General features: G+C 39.2%; 13 protein-coding genes. 9 read left to right on the top strand and 4 right to left on the bottom strand.

The genetic code is table 11. The annotated features are described in order from the left end of the window. The first annotated feature begins 64 nt into the window (after nucleotides 1–64). Nucleotides 65–2,413 (top strand): Tex family protein, encoded by a 2,349-nt coding sequence (locus tag H4J69_RS11090; RefSeq protein WP_182214524.1) that lies wholly within the window; start codon nucleotides 65–67, stop codon nucleotides 2,411–2,413. A gap of 933 nt (nucleotides 2,414–3,346) precedes the next feature. On the opposite strand, the gene H4J69_RS11085 is transcribed toward H4J69_RS11090, so the two are convergent. After that, nucleotides 3,347–4,393, bottom strand: coding sequence for a DcaP family trimeric outer membrane transporter (locus H4J69_RS11085; protein ID WP_070375439.1), 1,047 nt, complete (start codon nucleotides 4,391–4,393; stop codon nucleotides 3,347–3,349). A 300-nt stretch (nucleotides 4,394–4,693) separates the two neighbouring features. Between H4J69_RS11085 and H4J69_RS11080 the strand changes: the two genes are divergently transcribed. From H4J69_RS11080 to H4J69_RS11065, 4 genes are all read left to right on the top strand, one after another. Continuing rightward, nucleotides 4,694–6,982: a DPP IV N-terminal domain-containing protein gene (locus tag H4J69_RS11080; RefSeq protein ID WP_182230343.1), complete on the top strand. Its 2,289-nt coding sequence runs from the start codon at nucleotides 4,694–4,696 to the stop codon at nucleotides 6,980–6,982. Between the two features lie 175 nt (nucleotides 6,983–7,157). Next, complete coding sequence (locus H4J69_RS11075; protein WP_182214528.1) at nucleotides 7,158–7,472, top strand: TraR/DksA C4-type zinc finger protein; 315 nt, start codon at nucleotides 7,158–7,160, stop codon at nucleotides 7,470–7,472. A 10-nt stretch (nucleotides 7,473–7,482) separates the two neighbouring features. After that, on the top strand, nucleotides 7,483–7,734 hold the full coding sequence (locus tag H4J69_RS11070) for a YdcH family protein (RefSeq protein WP_070375436.1): 252 nt from the start codon (nucleotides 7,483–7,485) through the stop codon (nucleotides 7,732–7,734). 209 nt (nucleotides 7,735–7,943) lie between these two features. Then, complete coding sequence (locus H4J69_RS11065) at nucleotides 7,944–8,243, top strand: hypothetical protein (protein WP_070375435.1); 300 nt, start codon at nucleotides 7,944–7,946, stop codon at nucleotides 8,241–8,243. Between the two features lie 143 nt (nucleotides 8,244–8,386). Here the strand turns inward: H4J69_RS11065 and H4J69_RS11060 are convergent, their stop codons facing one another. Both H4J69_RS11060 and H4J69_RS11055 read right to left on the bottom strand, forming a co-directional pair. Next, nucleotides 8,387–9,091: an exonuclease domain-containing protein gene (locus H4J69_RS11060; RefSeq protein WP_182214529.1), complete on the bottom strand. Its 705-nt coding sequence runs from the start codon at nucleotides 9,089–9,091 to the stop codon at nucleotides 8,387–8,389. Nucleotides 9,092–9,099: 8 nt separating this feature from the next. Then, nucleotides 9,100–10,977: a putative nucleotidyltransferase substrate binding domain-containing protein gene (locus H4J69_RS11055; RefSeq protein ID WP_182214531.1), complete on the bottom strand. Its 1,878-nt coding sequence runs from the start codon at nucleotides 10,975–10,977 to the stop codon at nucleotides 9,100–9,102. Nucleotides 10,978–11,291: 314 nt separating this feature from the next. Here H4J69_RS11055 and H4J69_RS11050 point away from each other — a divergent pair, with 314 nt between their 5' ends. The 4 genes from H4J69_RS11050 (at nucleotide 11,292) to H4J69_RS11035 (ending at nucleotide 14,843) form a co-directional block, all read left to right on the top strand. Then, on the top strand, nucleotides 11,292–11,543 hold the full coding sequence (locus H4J69_RS11050; protein ID WP_070375432.1) for a DUF4212 domain-containing protein: 252 nt from the start codon (nucleotides 11,292–11,294) through the stop codon (nucleotides 11,541–11,543). Then, nucleotides 11,543–13,282, top strand: coding sequence for a sodium:solute symporter family protein (locus H4J69_RS11045; RefSeq protein ID WP_070375431.1), 1,740 nt, complete (start codon nucleotides 11,543–11,545; stop codon nucleotides 13,280–13,282). Before H4J69_RS11050 ends, H4J69_RS11045 begins: the two co-directional genes overlap by 1 nt. Nucleotides 13,283–13,581: 299 nt before the next feature. Then, the gene (locus H4J69_RS11040; RefSeq protein WP_182221346.1) at nucleotides 13,582–14,022 is read left to right on the top strand and encodes a hypothetical protein; all 441 of its coding nucleotides are present in this window, start codon (nucleotides 13,582–13,584) and stop codon (nucleotides 14,020–14,022) included. 398 nt (nucleotides 14,023–14,420) lie between these two features. Then, nucleotides 14,421–14,843, top strand: a complete 423-nt coding sequence (locus H4J69_RS11035) for a VOC family protein (protein ID WP_182230342.1) — start codon at nucleotides 14,421–14,423, stop codon at nucleotides 14,841–14,843. A gap of 92 nt (nucleotides 14,844–14,935) precedes the next feature. Here H4J69_RS11035 and H4J69_RS11030 read toward each other — a convergent pair whose 3' ends face one another. Then, entirely contained in the window at nucleotides 14,936–18,040 is a 3,105-nt protein-coding gene (locus tag H4J69_RS11030; protein WP_182230359.1) for an efflux RND transporter permease subunit, read from the bottom strand. Nucleotides 18,041–18,049: the final 9 nt, after the last annotated feature.

Raw genomic sequence — 18,049 nt, 5'->3', positions numbered from 1 at the left:
CTGCTATCAAACCATGGCAACATAGTGCTTTAAAACTTATTCTTTCAAAAAGGCTCGTCAATTAATGGCTACCATTGCTGAACTCATCGCAACAGAACTTAACGTTAAAACCGCTCAGATAACTTCAGCAATTAACTTGCTTGATGACGGCGCAACCGTACCTTTTATTGCGCGTTACCGTAAAGAGGTTACTCAAGGGTTAGACGATAATCATCTGCGCCACATTGATCAACGTTTAAGTTATTTACGTGAGCTTGAAGATCGTCGAAAAGTCATTATTACCAGCATCACCCAACAAGATAAATTAACGCCAGCATTAGAAAAAGAATTACAAGCAGCAGACAACAAAACCCGTTTAGAAGATTTATATTTACCGTTTAAACCTAAGCGTCGCACTAAAGGCCAAATAGCCATAGAGTCGGGTTTAGAACCACTTGCCAATAACCTTTATAATAACTGGGCGTTAACGCCAGAAGTTGAAGCAAAAGCTTTTATCAATAATGATGCCGGTTTTAGCGATGAAAAATCAGTCCTTGAGGGCGCTATTTATATCCTTATTGAACGTTTTGCTCAAGACGCCAATTTATTACAAAAGCTGCGTAAGCATTTATTAAAGCAAGCACATTTAACCAGTATTGTCGCTAAAGGCAAACAGCAAGAAGGCGCTAAATATCGCGACTATTTCGAGCACTCAGAATTATTAAAAAATGTTCCCTCACATCGTGCTTTAGCGATGTTGCGTGGTCGCAATGAAAAAATATTACAACTCAGTATTAACGTAGACCCAAACCAAGAAGATAGTCAGTACTCAAGTGCCGAACAAATTATTTGTGAGCACTACAATCTGCGTTTAACCGGACAAGCTGGTGCAGAATTTATCACTAAAGTGGTACGCTGGGCATGGAAAATAAAATTAAGCCTAAGCTTAGAAACTGAACTATTGGGTAATTTACGTGAACAAGCAGAAAATGGGGCGATAAAAGTTTTTGCCACCAATTTAAGTGATTTATTAATGGCTGCGCCCGCTGGTGCAAAAACGACACTAGGCTTAGATCCAGGTATGCGAACGGGTTGTAAATTAGCGATTGTTGATGCTACCGGTAAATTATTACAAACCGCGACAATTTTCCCACACGCACCACAGAATCATTGGGAAAAATCAGTACGAACCTTAGTCAATTTATGCCAACAACACAAAGTTGAATTACTCGCGATAGGTAATGGTACTGGCTCACGTGAAAGTGACAAACTCGCGGCAGAGGTTATTCAGGCATTAGAAGCAAATAAACCACAAAAAGTGATGGTCAGTGAGGCCGGTGCTTCTGTTTATTCTGCTTCAGAATTTGCCGCAAAAGAATTTCCAGATTTAGACGTCTCCATTCGCGGCGCGGTTTCTATTGCACGGCGTTTACAAGACCCATTAGCTGAACTAGTGAAAATTGACCCTAAAGCGATTGGCGTTGGTCAATATCAACATGACGTAAGTCAGAGCCAGCTAAGTAAAACCCTCGACAATGTTATAGAAGATTGTGTAAATAATGTCGGTGTTGATTTAAATAGTGCTTCGGCTGCGTTATTAACACGAGTTTCAGGATTAAATAAAACGATGGCTGATAACGTCGTTGCTTATCGCGACGAACATGGTCGTTTTGATGACAGAAAAGAACTCAAGAAAGTAGCGCGTTTGGGTCCTAAAGCCTTTGAACAGGCAGCGGGATTTTTACGTATTTCAGGTGGTAAAAATCCACTAGACAATTCAGGTGTTCATCCAGAAAGCTACCCAGTTATTGAAAAGATCATTGCCCATCTTAATAGCAACATTAGTGATTTAATCGGTAATAGTGAACAATTAAGTAAAATTAATATCACAGATCTCAACGATATTAATATTGGCGAATTAACGCTTAAAGATATTATTAGTGAGCTAGAAAAGCCCGGCCGAGATCCTCGACCTGTTTTTAAAGCCGCACAGTTTAAAGAAGGTGTAAATACCATTAATGACTTAACTGTCGGCATGGTACTTGAAGGTGTTATTTCAAACGTTGCCAATTTTGGTGCCTTTGTCGATTTAGGTGTTCATCAAGATGGCTTAGTACATATTTCATCACTTACTGACAAATTTGTTAGCGACCCACGTGAAATTGTGAAAGCAGGTGATATTGTTAAAGTAAAAGTAATGGAAGTTGATGCGGCTAGAAAACGCATTAGCTTATCTATGCGTTTAGATGAAACAGTGACCACCAAGCCAGAACAAAACCAACAGACGAATAAGCCTCAGCCTCGTTCACAAAATACCACACCCAAAACGGCTAAGCCAAACCCGCAACGTAATACAAAGCCACCCGCTAAAAAGAGTGAAAATGCCGCTATGGGTAACGCTTTTGCTGATGCCTTTGCTAAGTTTAAAAAGTAGTAGAGGGGTGATGTTGGTACTGAAGTTATCAGTATCAACGACTAGATCCTGAAATAAATTCAGGATGACGGTTTTTTATTTTAAAGACTTGGTTATGTTCAATTTATGCTAAAGACCTCGTCATACTGAATTTATTCTAAAGACTGCTTCATGCTGAATTTATGCTAAAGACTTCGTCATGCTGAACTTATGCTAAAGACCTCGTCATACTGAACTTGTTTCAGTATCTGTGCTTTTTGCTATATTGATAACACTAGATCCTGAAATAAATTCAGGATGACGGTTTTTTATTTTAAAGACTTGGTTATGTTCAATTTATGCTAAAGGCTTCGTCGTGCTGAATTTATGCTAAATACTTCGTCATGCTGAACTTGTTTCAGTATCTGTGCTTCTTTCCATATTCATAACACTAGATCCTGAAATAAATTCAGGATGACGGTCTTTTATTCTAAATAATTGGTTGTGTTGAATTTATGCTAAAGACCTCGTCATGCTGAATTTATTCTAAAGACTGCTTCATGTTGAGTTTATGCTAAAGACTCCGTCATGCTGAACTTGTTTCAGTATCTGTGCTTCTTTCCATATTCATAACACTAGATCCTGAAATAAATTCAGGATGACGGTTTTTTATTTTAAAGACTTGGTTATGTTAAATTTATGCTAAAGACTCCGTCATGCTGAACTTGTTTCAGTATCTGTGCTTCTTGCCATATTCATAACACTAGATCCTGAAATAAATTCAGGATGACGGTTTTTGGGACGGTTGTTTTTGTATTAGGATGACATATGCGTTCTTTGGCATCCATGCCACCTCGCTATACCGTACATCCTGTACATAAAAAAGGGGAAGCAAAAGCTTCCCCAAAAAACCTCAGAATAGGAGGTCAACTAACGCAAAACGTGTGAATTCTTTGCTTTTATGTAACGGTATACTTATAAAACGTATTTTGCTGAAAATTGTAAGTAGTCAGAATCAACATTTTTATCTGCCATTTCAAAATTACCCACTTCAACACCGAAGGATAATTGCTGAGTAACATTTTTAAATAAATTTACACCCCAATGTGTACGGTCATAATCTGCAACTTCTGTAGTGGTGTTACCATAAAAGGCCGTGCTTCGTAAATCTTCGGTCCAGAAATGGCGGTATGCAACGCTGATTGAGGTTGTTTCTTCAACTTCTTCGCCAATTAAATCTTTTGATGCGGTTACGCCAATATAGCGACCTACTTCACCACCATGAAATTGAAAACGAAAGTCATCTTTGCCAAAAGTATTAATGCGACCTGAAATACCATAACCTAGTGCTGATTCTTCATTACCACCAACGGTTTGTAATCGTTTGGCTACTGCGGCAATAGCGACATTACCCCAATCGCCTTTAAAATTATAACGAGCAATAACATCAGGCATAGAATCATTGCCACTGACACCACCATATGATTCTGGATTTTCAACAGAGACCTGAAAGTTACCCATAGTGTAACGAACTTGTCCTTGACGAATAAAAGCTGCTGATAACAATGGACCACCAAAATCAGCGGCTTCTGCAAGTGCACTGGTGTTAACAAAAGTTGACCAAGTGTCACCAATTAATAGATCTTTATATTTAATAAATGCATGACGAATACGTGGGTTTGACGAATTTGAGATAATTTCATTACCCCCTCCTCTAACAGCGTCTCCATAGAAATCCATTTCAATAAAACCGGTTAAATCACCATGCTTATATTTAGTATTAATGCGTGATTCATTTACCGCAATACCAAAATTAGAAATACTATTGTCTAGTGCCGTGCCACTACCATACCAATAATCAGTTGCTGCAACAGTACCATCGATGTAACGTGCGTCGGCTTTGATATAGCCACCAAAAGTAATACTATCGTCGTTGTCTAATTTAATTTCGTAAGCCGCATTTGCTGTGCCAGCCAGTGCGAATAATCCTGTTGCTAATAGAAGCTTTTTCTTGTTAAACATTTTGCTATCCCCGTTTGTTGTGTATTAGCCTCAGAAAAACTGCAGATACGATCTTTTGGCTACTTTTTATCGTTTTATTTTTATTTTATGGATATAACTTAAAACGTTAATCGCTATTTAGAAATTAGACATAAGTCTAAAGGGGATGTTTTTTGCCTGTTAATAACGATTCTTTCATCTTATAAAATTGTATATTTAACGATAATTACACTTGAAGCGGTTAGGAAATGTTAGGCTGATCATAGCTTTGCTTGTATTATCCTCGAGTGAATAACTAATAATGAAAAAAGGTAAATTTAGATGAGAAAATCTCTTATTCTTGCCAGTGGCGTTGCAATTATTTCTGCACTGACACCAACCCTGTTGTCGGCAAAACAACTAAGCGTTGACGACTATAAAAAAGCTGAACAACAATTATCAAGCTATACCAGTAAGTTAGTAACAGGTACTGTTGACTACCCGTTATGGTCAAGCAATGACACTTTGGTATACCGCAGCCATACTGAAGACGGCGATAAATTTTTTAAAGTTGATATTAATAGCCAGAAAAAATCTCTCGCATTCGATCATAAAAAATTAGCAGAATCACTTGCTCGCATTACTGATAGCGAAGTAAATCACGATAAGTTCCCTTTCACTCAAGTAGAGTTTATATCTGCAAACAACATCAAATTTTCAGTAAAGGCAAAGAGTTACCAATGTGATTTAACTCATTATTTATGCCAGCTTGATGAACTAAGCCAAAAAAGTGCGGAAAACTTATCACCTGATGGTAAACGTGCCGTCTTTATTCGCGATCATAATCTATGGTTACGTGATTTAATAACAGATAAAGAAAGCCAACTCACCACTGACGGTATTAAAGACTTTGGCTATGCAACCAATAATGCTGGCTGGGTTCGTCGTGATTCTCCCGTAGTGACTTGGGCGCCTGACTCAAAAAAATTAACCACCTTTAAGCATGATGGCCGCAACGTAGGTGACATGGGCATAGTGTCAACCGCAGTTGGCCATCCAACAATTGACGTTTGGAAGTATCCTTTACCGGGTGATGAACATATATTTGCTATTCATCGTGTCGTTATCGACGTTGAAAGTAAAAAGGTCACGCCACTTGATATGGCACCCGATGCTCACCGTTCAACAATCACTGACCATGTCGCTGGACGTAAAGGCGAACTATTAGACATAGATTGGGCTGACGATAGTAAAACATTTGCCTTTGTTTCTTCTACGCGCGATCACAAAACTGCCACGTTGAAAATTGCTGATGCTAAAACCGGTAAAGTTAAGCTTGTTATGTCAGAAACACAAAAAAGCTTTTTTGAATCAGGTGTCGATGGCATTAGTTGGCAGTATTTAGAAAAAAGTAATGAGGCTATTTGGTTTTCTCAGCGCAGTAACTGGGGACATTTATACCTAATAGATTTAGCAACGGGGAAAGTTAAACAACAAATTACCCAAGGTGACTGGACGGTTATCGAATTACTCCATGTTGATCAACAAACGGGTAAGCTTATTTTCACTGGCGCAGGCAAAGAAGGCAGTGACCCTTATTACCATTATCTTTACAGCGTTAACAAAGATGGCTCTGAGTTAACCTTATTAACACCTGAGAAAAAGCACCATCGCATTACGTTAAACAAAGCCGGCACACACTTTTTAGACCGCGCGGCAACACCAACAACCGCTGAAATAAGCCGAGTACGTGCCGTTAGTAATAACAAAGAATTGACCATAGAAACCATGGATATTAGCCAATTAAAAGCGTCTGGCTGGCAAGCACCGGTTGAATTTATTGTTAAAGACAGAAACGGTGAAAATGATATTTATGGTTTAATGTACAAGCCAACAAATTTTGACGCCAGCCAATCTTACCCTGTAGTTAATTATTTATATCCAGGTCCACAAGTAGGTAGTATTCGTGGCCGTCATTTTCGTAGCTCTCGTGGCGATAACCAAGCAATTGCTGAGTTAGGTTTTATTGTTATAGAAATTGATGCTTTGGGTACACCGGGTCGCTCAAAAGCTTTCCATGAATTTTATTATGGCAACATGGGCGACAGTGGTATTCCTGATCAAGTTTCTGCCATTGAACAGTTAGCTAAGCGTCATAATTGGATTGATGTAACACGCGTTGGTATTTGGGGTCATTCTGGCGGTGGTTTCGCATCAACTCGCGCGTTATTAACTTTTCCAAATTTCTACAAAGTAGCTGTATCACAGGCAGGTAATCATGATAACCGTAACTATGCTGATGAATGGGGCGAAAAATACCATGGTCTTGAAGTTATAGATGAAGAAGGCATTAGCAATTACGACAGCCAAGCAAACCAGTTATCGGTTGACAGTTTGCAAGGTAAATTATTGATCGCTCACGGTACAACCGATACCAATGTACCACCTTACAATACTTTGATTGTCGTTGAAGCTTTGATTAAGGCTAACAAAGATTTTGATATGTTGATGTTACCTAATCGCGGCCACGGTTTTGCGCGTGAACCTTACATGATGCGCAAACGTTGGGATTATTTTGTTGAACATTTAATGGGAGCAACGCCACCCAAAGAGTTTCAGTTTTCTAAATAAAACAGCTTTATAACCCAATAAAAAAGACGCTTACTGCGTCTTTTTTATTGGCATTACATTATTTTTATCAGCCCTAGCTTGCCAATTATTCGCTTACACTTGCGCTAGATCAAAACAATTAGCCAACGTTGCCATAAAATAAAGTCATAGCCCTTATCATTTAAAGGAAAATGACATGACTCATCAAGAAATATTAACCTCCTTAACAGAGAAAAAAGCTCAGCTAGAGCATCGCATAAGTGCTATTGAAGCTGATTTACATCAAGGTCGCTCACAGGACTTTGCTGAACAAGCGACCGAAACCGAAAATGATGAAGTGCTAGATGAAATTCATCACCAAGCAAAAGCTGAACTAAAGTATGTTATTGCCGCATTAAATCGTCTAAAAAATAAAAAATATGGCTTTTGTTCAAGCTGTAACACCCTAATAAACATCGAAAGATTACACGCTTTACCTTACACAACAACTTGTATTAATTGCGCAACATAAGGGATAAAAAATGATAATAGAAAAACATGATTTACACCACGAGTTTCCAGAATTTGCTGATGAAATACGCAGCCTAAAAATGAATGATGCTCATTTTGCTCGCTTATTCAAAAAATATCACGAGCTCGATCAAGAAGTACATCACATTGAACAAGGGGCTGAAAATACTTCGGATGAATATCTCGATCAACAAAAAAAGCAGCGTTTACATTTAAAAGATGAATTATTTACCATCATCAAAAAAGCGAAATTAACCACCTAAAATTTTATCGTCAAGTAAGAGCATGAAACTAAGGTTAGCTATAGGTTCAAGGCAAGATGATAACGTTAACACTACTGCAATCGTTTAATTACTAACGAATAACACTAGACAAAGTTTCAAATCTATTTATTGTAGAAGGGGCCATAGGTGTTTTGATTAATCGTGATAAACACCAATAGGCCCTTAATAACAATAAAATAGGTGGTTACATGGCTAGACTAAAACAAGCAAAAGTAGCATTACAAGAAGCGTACGATACCTTTAATCAAGCAGTTGAAAAACCACTCCCCGCATTAGCACTATCAAATACCGACTCTATCCAGAATTTACTTAACATCGTTATCCGCAGAGAATCACTTTCTGTCGCCAAAAAATGTAGCTTCCCTAACAAGCTCTCTGCTGATTTAAGAAAAAAATTAGCAGACGTTTTATTACTAATTGATAAAGTAGATATTGAAATAATCAAGGCCAATGCTAAGTCTACATCAACCTCCGTTGATAAAGCCTAAACGGTCACCATAAGCCATTTCAAATAAGAGCGGTAGTAAGTTGTCAGGGGTATTGTTCAAAAGTAATATTCAACTTGAAAATATTACGCTTGCCTTCAACAGATTTACTTGCCATTAGTTTTTATGGGTTCATTGAGCCGAAATTACAATAATAAATCGTGCAATTTAAGTGAGTTGTTATCAGACATTTCACTGACTTGTACCATCAACAGTTCTGCCGTAGCTATAGCGTCATTTAAAGCGTTATGGGCAAAATGATTTGGCAAGCCATGAGCGTGGCGCAAAGTTGACAATCTTAATTCTGAGGGGTCGTAAGCGACATCCTTTTTATCAAGTTGACGCTTTGCTATCATTAGGGTATCTATCATCGGAAAAGGTGGCGCTACGCCATAAAGTTCCAAACAAGCTTGTTGCAAGAATTGTCTTTCAATACGAGCAAAATGTACCAACATTACTTTTCCAGCCAAAGCTTTGAGTAAGGCTTCAACCACCTCTTTTAATGGCGCGCCTTGTTCTTTTTGCTGATCAGTTATTTGATGAATAATAACGTTATCTGCGCTAAGATCATCCTTCGTTTTGATGATTTGATGGTAGCTGTCTTTTAATGATATTTGCTGCTGTTTTATGCCAATAAAGCCAACACTTAGTAACTTATCGTTAATGGCATGAAGGCCAGTGGTTTCAAAATCAACCGACAAAATTTCAATATCATTTAATGGCGTATCAGGTTCAGGAAAACTAACAGCAAGAAAGTCTTTTAAGGCTCCTTCTGGCGCTCGTGCCCAAGCACGTTTTCGTTGAGCTTCATAACCGAGTAACCAATAAAACAAGGGTTGATTGCTGAGCATATTTAACCTTAGTACGTTGACTGTCTGCTATCTTGTAATGCTTTAATGACTTTAAAAGCATCCTTTAAATGTTCACGTTCGAGCTTAGACAATTTTTTCGGTGACAAGTAATTATTTGGCTCTTTACCTGCTTGAAGTAAATTGGCTTGGTGCTCTAAACGCAATATGCCTAAAAATTCATAAGCATCAATTAAGTTAGCCGCCGACTCTTTAGAAATAGAAGGGCTTCCAGCTGCTTTTCTAAGGCGCTCTATAGTGTTCACTGATGCGATCCCTTCGGCTAGCGCATAAATTCTTGCCAGATCAACAATCGGCGCTATACCATTGTGCTTAATATCTAGACTCGATTTATGCTCGCCATCAGAAATTAACACAAAATCCCGAAAAAACCCCAGTGGTGGCCTCAGCATCAAAGCATTTCTAGACAGGTGTGCGAGAAATAAGCTATTACCTTTGGTTTTTGCCAGCAGCTTGCTACGTACTTCGTTAAGTAAAGAATCGTCGCCATGTACTGTAGCAAAATCAAAGAAGACACTACCATTAAGTAACGCCTGTGGGCTTGGAGTATTCACCCATTGCTCAAAATATTGATGCCACATTTTTTGTGGTTGTCGCCATTTAGGGTTTGAAGCCATGATATCGCCAGGACACAAGATAAAACCGCAGGCAGCAAGACCATCACAAACAAACGAGGCGAGGTTTTCAAACCAAGCTTCATGCTCAGGTTGTACCTGATCAGAAATAATTAAAGCATTGTCTTGGTCAGAATGGGCAAGCTGCTCTTGTCTTGCTTGAGAACCACAAGCTACCCATGCATAGGGAACTGGCGCTTTACCATTGATTTTTTCTGACATTTCAATAATTCGAATCGTAAATGCCATCGTTATCGCGCTAATACTTTTACCAATATGATCAGCGCTGGTGCCGAGTTTAGCCATACGAATTTGTAATTTTGGTATTAATTTACTGATACGGATCAAATCGTTAATGGTCGCCGCTTTACGAATAATACTGGTGATATTGACGGCATTGTGGCCTTCATTATTCATTAAGTCCGTGATAGTTACCATCGCCACTAGTTCGCCATACTCTCCAGAATCACTAAAGCCAGTAATAGGGAGGTGGTGAATACGCTTGCTAGTCATCAACATAAGCGCATCATAAGCGCTACTTTGCTCGGGTAACGTTGCCATATCTGTGGTCATAATCTCGCTGACTGGCAGGGTAAAACTTAACCCTTCAGCGACACAACGTCGACGAATATCTTTATCGGTGACTATACCAACGGGTGCACCGACACCACTTTCTTTATCATCGATTACGACTAGGCAAGAAATATCTTTTTCAGTCATTTTTAGCGCCGCTTCTTGTATGCTTTGATGACTGTTAATGGTTAATACTGGTTGATGATAAAATTGACTAATGGGGTTATTAATCAGTGAAGAATTAATAATCGCGTCTTCATTAACCTTACTCATTTTTCCTTTTAAACGTTCTGCAGCAGTTTGCATGAAAAAAGCGTCTATTTGTGGGTAGTCTGCAACTAAAGACAGCAAAGTTTGATAATCAAGACTGTACAGTAAAGTGTCTTCTTCAGTATTTACCTCCACTTCATTGCGTTGTGCGGGTCGACAAAAAACACTGCAAATTTCACCTTCGGTATATTTTCCCACTAACTGGCCATTATGGTCGGTATAAACCAAAGCACCTTTGCGTAAGATGTAAAGACGCGCCTCCTCGATACCATTAGGTGGCAACGGTTGTTTGGCCCTTACGTAGCAAATATTTATTTCTTTGACTAATTGTAACGTCACCGATTCGGGTAGGGTATCGAATGGCGGAATCGCTTGAAGGAAAGCACTAATTTCGGCGAGTTCATGATCCATATTCTTTCAGCCTTTAACAAAACATACTTAGTAGATAGCTATTTTTAGTGTATTTAGCCCGCTTACGTCAACCCTAAAGTATAAAATCTAGACTAAAGTGTAATACCTCAATTCGAAAAACCTTGTTAGTGTCAATAATAGTTAAATTTCACTATGAATTTTGATTTTGGTTTTATCGCGATCCGAATTAATAGTAAACGTAACTACTGCCTTAATTGGTAAAACAGGTGATAAATCAAGCGTAAAAAAATAATAAACGCTTCACATAATAACTGGGCTAAAACCCAGATAAGTTAAGTTGCTAGGAGAGGATAATGGAAGAGAAACAGACATATTGGTCAGAAAATCTGCGCCTAATATTTATAAGTCTTGTTATCTGGTTCGTCGTTTCATTTGGGTTCGGTTTGCTATTAGTAGAACCTTTAAATGAAATACGTATCGGTGGCTACAAACTAGGTTTCTGGTTTGCACAGCAAGGTTCAATTTACACTTTTGTCGGTTTAGTTTTTTGGTACACCAAAAAAATGAACGATCTTGATAAAAAATATAACGTCGAGGAATCATAATGGATGAGTTAAAACTCTATACATACATTGCTGTGTTCGGTTCTTTCGCCGTTTACTTTGGTATTGCTTGGTGGGCTCGTGCCGGTTCAACTAGTGACTTTTACGTTGCTGGTGGTGGTGTTACCCCATTACAAAATGGTATGGCAATTGGTGCCGATTGGATGAGTGCCGCGTCATTTATTTCAATGGCAGGGATGATTTCTTTCCTTGGCTATGGTGGCTCAGTTTTCTTAATGGGTTGGACTGGTGGTTATGTACTACTGGCCATGCTACTTGCTCCTTACTTACGTAAGCACGGCAAGTTCACTGTACCTGAATTTATTTTTGACCGTTATTACTCAAAAACAGCACGTGTTGTTGCCGTTGTTTGTTTAATCATAGCGTCATTAACTTACATCATTGGTCAAATGAAAGGTGTGGGTGTTGCTTTCTCTCGCTTCCTAGAAGTTGATTACGATTTAGGTCTTTACATCGGTATGTTCGTTGTTTGGGTTTATGCCGTATTGGGTGGTATGAAAGGTATTACTTACACGCAAATTGCTCAGTACATAGTATTGATTTTTGCTTATACCATTCCTGCAGTCTTTATTTCACTACAGTTAACGGGTAACCCTATTCCACAGTTAGGCTTAGGCTCAACGTTGGCTGACGGTAGCGGTGTTTATTTACTTGATAAATTAGACTTAGTTGTTACTGAATTAGGCTTTAAAGAGTACACCACTGACAACATGGGCGGCTCAGTAAATATGTTCGCATATACTCTATCTCTGATGATAGGTACTGCCGGTTTACCTCACGTTATTATGCGCTTCTTTACCGTTCCTTCAGTTAAAGCTGCACGTCAATCTGCAGGTTACGCATTAGTCTTTATCGCCTTGTTATACACAGTTGCTCCGGCAGTTGGCGCAATGGCTCGTTTAAACCTAATGAACACTATTGAACCCGTAGCCGGTCAGAACCTTGAGTATGCTGAACGTCCACAATGGTTTAAAGATTGGGAAAAAACTGGTCTTTTACAATACGAAGACAAGAATGGCGATGGTAAAATACAATATACTGCTGATAAAGCGACCAATGAAATGGTTAAAGTTGACCGTGACATTATGGTACTTGCTAACCCAGCAATCGCAAACTTACCAAACTGGGTTATTGCTTTAGTTGCCGCCGGTGGTTTAGCTGCTGCGTTATCTACTGCCGCTGGTTTGTTATTAGCGATATCCTCCTCTATCTCCCACGATTTATTGAAAGGTATTTTAACACCTGACATGTCAGAGAAAGATGAGTTACTCGCAGGTCGAATTGTGATGACAATATCAGTGATGGTTGCTGGTTGGCTTGGTTTAAATCCGCCTGGCTTTGCCGCAGGAACGGTGGCGCTAGCCTTTGGTTTAGCCGCATCGTCAATATTCCCTGCACTAATGATGGGTATATTTGCTAAGAAGATGAGTGGTCCAGCAGCAGTTTGGGGCATGTGTTCGGGTATCGGTGTAACTATGTTATACGTGTTCCAACACAAAGGTTTTATGTTTATCCCAGGCACTTCTTTCCTAGGTGACATGGGTCCTAACTGGTTCTTTGGTATTTCTCCTAATGCCTTTGGTGCAGTCGGCGCTGCTGTTAACTTTGCAGTTGCTTTCGCTGTATTAAGAGTAACAGGTCCAGCACCCGCTCATATCCAACAAATGGTTGAAAACTTCCGTACACCGCACGGTGGTGTTTCAGCAGCACATGATCACTAATTAGTCTTACGACAACTTTTTGATTAATAATACTAAAGCCCTATTTAACTTGTATAAATAGGGCTTTATATTTACTTATTACGATATAATGAGTAAATTCTTCTGCTTAAGCAGACATAATACTTAACACCGAACGGGCTAAATGGCCGTTATGATTAAAACTAAACTGACTCAGTGGGCGGCAGAACTAAAACCTAACTAGCTAAGTCGGCGTCATCCTAAATTCATTTCAAGATCTCAAGTTAAACAACTGAAATAAATTCAGCATGACGAAGTAACATATACTCATAGGAAGCTTTATGAACAAACACACTAAAACAGCTATTATCGTTGCCCCTATCCTGACCATTTTAGGCTTTGCCTTAGCTGATTTATGGGAAGAGAATAGTGCTAGTCAAGCGCGCGCTTTTGAATTAGTTCCCTTTGGACATTGTGACGTTAGTCAGCAAAAATGTATTTTAAAATCAGGAGAATTTGAAGTAAATGTTATGGATGATAAGGGTATAACGACCGTTAATTCTACTTTTCCTATCGACACCGCGACTTTATTTCTCGTCGATAAAGAAAACCAAGCAACGTCCTTTCGACTCGGCATGAAAGACTCGCCTTATTACTGGAAGCGCGAAACACCACTTGGTCGTTTGGTTGCAGATAAAGGCCAAAGCTACAAATTACGTTTAATCCTTGAAATTAAGGGCGGTAAATATTTTTCTGAGTTTTATACGCAAACACTTAACTAAGACCACCGATAACCCCACAAGTAGCAGGTCGTTAATTTATCGTTGTCATGGTATTTATGACAACGATTCATTGATAAAAACAACCACTGATAACATGACTAACACCAAGCCAACTCATTATCTGAACAATCATTCGCCACGACATCTTATTACACCCCCAAATTAATCACGCTAAGCCACCATAGGAAGATTATTTTTTGATAAAAAGGTAACCTCGATACTTTTACACTCCAGCGCTTAGCAAGGTTGTCTATGATTAAATTCACTTCTTCAGTGTTCACCCTGTCCATTAGGACTTAATTGGCATAATATAATTTCAAGCTTATTAGAAATAACCTTTTACTTCAGCTTAAGCTGAGTTTTCATCGTTTTTTCACTGTTAGTAAACAAGGATACTTATGCTACACATTGAACACTTAAATTTAGTCGTTAACGACATTCCACAAACATTGACATTTTACCAAGCAGCCTTTCCTCATTGGAAAATAAGAGCTGAGGGCATTTCACAATGGTCTGGCGTAGATCGCAATTGGGTACACTTTGGTGACGACTATCAATACCTTACTTTCAACAATAACGGTATTGGAGAAAATCGAGATTTATTGGGACATCAAGTAGGTTTAGCCCATTTTGCTTTTGTGACTGATAATTTAACAGCAATAAAAAATAGACTAGTAAAGGCGGGCTTTGATGTGCATAAAGAAGGCGTTGAGCATACACACCGAGCTAATTTATATTTTCTTGACCCCAATGGCTTTGAAGTAGAGTTTGTCCAGTACTTTAGTGATATTCCTCAACAACGAAACAGTGGCGACGAGTGATCCCCTTAAAGTATTAACTGCGTTTGTTGCCTAAAAAAAGGGCGTTACTTGATAAAGTAACGCCCTTTTTTACTAAGCAACAACAGCCGTGACTAAGCTTCGCTTTTAGCGATAGCCATCTCGGGTCTATTTTCGACTGAAGCCTGTCGACGCTCGGCGAATAACAAATAGAAACTCGGTAAAACAAACAGCGTGAATAGTGTGCCAATAAACATACCCGCCACTAAAATAATACCGATACTGTTTCGCGCTTCTGCTCCAGCTCCCGTCACCAATACTAAAGGAAAATGTCCTAAAATAGTTGCCGCGGTCGTCATTAATATTGGTCGCAAACGTGTCGTTGCCGCCTCTGTAACCGCCGCTAATTTATCGGCGCCAGCTATTTGAGCATGATTCGCAAATTCGACAATAAGAATACCATTTTTAGCGATTAAACCAATTAAGGTGATCAAACCAATTTGTGAATAAATATTAATGGTGGTTAACTCAATATAAGGTAAAAGTAATGCTCCCGACAACGCTAAGGGTACACAACCTAAAAGCACCACAAGCGGGTCTCTAAAGCTATTAAATTGTACCGCTAAAACTAAAAATACAATCAATAATGAAACACCTAATACCATCACTAGGGTACTGCCTTCTTTGCGAAGCTGACGTGATTCTCCAGCATAGTCAATACTGTAACCTGTAGGTAGCATATTTCTCGCCGCATTTTCTAGTGTTGACAGCGCTTGTTCTTTATTAACGCCTGGCGCAACGCCACCATAAACTTTAAATGAAGCCTGCTGAGCAAAAGTTGATAGTTCACGCGGTACGGTTTTCCATGTTAAATCAGCAACAGCCGAAACGGGGATTAATTCTCCCGAAGGTATCTTAATATTTAACGCTAAGATCTCTTCAGTTTTACCCCGAATATTATTATCAACCATTGGAATAACACGATATGCCTTACCGTTAGCATCGAAACGGTTAACGAAGTTACTCGACAATAGAATGCCCATTTGTTGACTAATATCAGCAACATTAAGCCCCAAATCAGCAATTTTTTCGCGATCTAGTTGTAACTCAACTTGGGGTAAATCTATTTTTAAATCACTGTCTGCAAAAAGAAAATCACCGCTGGCAAACGCTGCTCCCACTAATTGATCAGCATAGTTTTTCATTTCAGCGTAGGATGCCGAAGATTTAACCACCATTTCAATTTCAAATTGTCCCGCGGTTGGCAATGAACCGGGTAATATAGGTAACATATTCAAACCGGGTATTTGCGCCAATTTGCCATACATTTCTGGAATAAGTTCTTGTGTAGAGTAATTACGATCGTCAGCACCGACCAACTCTAAGCCGCCAAAGCCACCAGAAGTAAAGAGTAATTGCCAAACTTTCAAACCACCTTCAATCTCTTGTAAGGTCTCCACCACAGGTCCCATTTGAGCAACGTTGTACGCTAATGAAGAGTCAGGTGGTGACATAACGACAAACATAACACTCGCTTGATCTTCAACAGGCGCTAGCTCTTTCTTTGATTGCAAATAAAAAGGCACTGAAAGCAAAGAAACCACAGCCGCAATTAAAAAAACCTGCCCTTGCCACTTAAAAATACGTTGCAGTAATTTGCCATAAGCCTGTTGAATATTATCAAAGAGTTTATTCACTTTTCGTGTTAACCACCCCTCTTCCCCACCTTTAGGCAAGATATGTGCGCTCATCACCGATGATAAAGTAATCGCGACAATCCCTGAAATAATGACCGCAATAGCCAAGGTAAAAGCAAATTCTTTAAATAAAACCCCGGTTAACCCTGATAAAAATCCAATAGGAGCATAGACCGCAGCTAACGTTAAGGTCATCGAAATAATGGGAACAAGTAGTTGACGTGAACTTTCTAAAGCAGCGTCAAATTTTGAATAACCTTTACGCATTAAACGGGCAACGTTTTCCACCACCACAATCGCATCATCAACCACCAAACCTACCGATAATACAATCGCTAACACGGTTAATAAGTTAAGCGAGAAACCCATAAATGACATCGCTGCTACCGCGCCAAGTATAGATATAGGTATAGTAATAAGTGGTACCATCGCACTTCTAAATGACCCCATTAATAAGACAACGACCAAGCCGACTAAAATAACAGTTTCCATTAAAGTAATGAAAATTTCACTTAACGCATCACGCATATAAAGTGTACCGTCGAAGGCAAAATCTATCGACATACCTAAAGGTAATGTTTTATTCAATTCGGCAATTTTACTATAAAGACTATCGCCAATATCAATTTCATTAGCGCCAGGTAAGGGCCAAATTGAGATATAAACCGTGTCACTATCATTTAGCCTTGCCGTAACGCTGGCATCTTCTGCCGCTATTTCAACACGAGCAATATCAATTAAATGAATGGTAGCACCGTCGATATTTGCCACCACTAATTGCTCAAACTCAGTCACTGACGTTAATTGACTGTTAGCAACAATATCAATGCGCTGTCGGCTATTTTCAGCATAGCCCATAGTTGCAATACTGTTATTGGTTGCTAATGCTTGGTAAACCTCTGTCGAACTTAAGTTAAACACTGCAAGCGCTTGGGTATTCAACCAGATGCGCATTGCTGGCGTTCTTGCCCCTTCAATACCAACACGTTGCACACCTTCTATGGCGTTTAAAACCGGATTAACTTGTCGGGTTAAGTAATCAGTGACTTTTGATAAGTCATTACCATTAGCATTAACATTCAGATAGAAGACAGCAAAAGGACGATCTGCACGACTCACTGAGACTATGGGGTCTTGCGCACCTGTGGGTAATTCATAGCGAATTTGGCTTAAACGTGCGGTTAACTCCGCTAATGCTAAGGTACTATTTTCATTTAAGTTGAGCCACGCGGTAACTTTACTGCTGCCTGAAGTCGTTTTAGACTCAACATACTCAACACCAGGCACCGTTGCGGCAGCTCGCTCTATCGGTTCAGTAACAAAACCTTGCACCACTTCAGCTGAAGCGCCAATGTAATACGTGTCAATAACTAACGAAGCACTCTCTATCTTTGGAAACTGCAACACGGGGATCTTACTGATTGACCAAAGTCCCGCTAAACAAATAATAATAGACAAAACTAACGCGACAACAGGACGGCGAACAAAAATATCCATTACCGATGCTTTACTGTGTGAAATTGGATTTGAAGTTTTTTTCATCATAACTCG

This window comes from Colwellia sp. BRX10-9 (genome assembly GCF_014077405.1).
Taxonomy (GTDB): Bacteria; Pseudomonadota; Gammaproteobacteria; order Enterobacterales; family Alteromonadaceae; genus Colwellia_A.
This window is presented reverse-complemented; position numbering and strand designations above follow the sequence as displayed.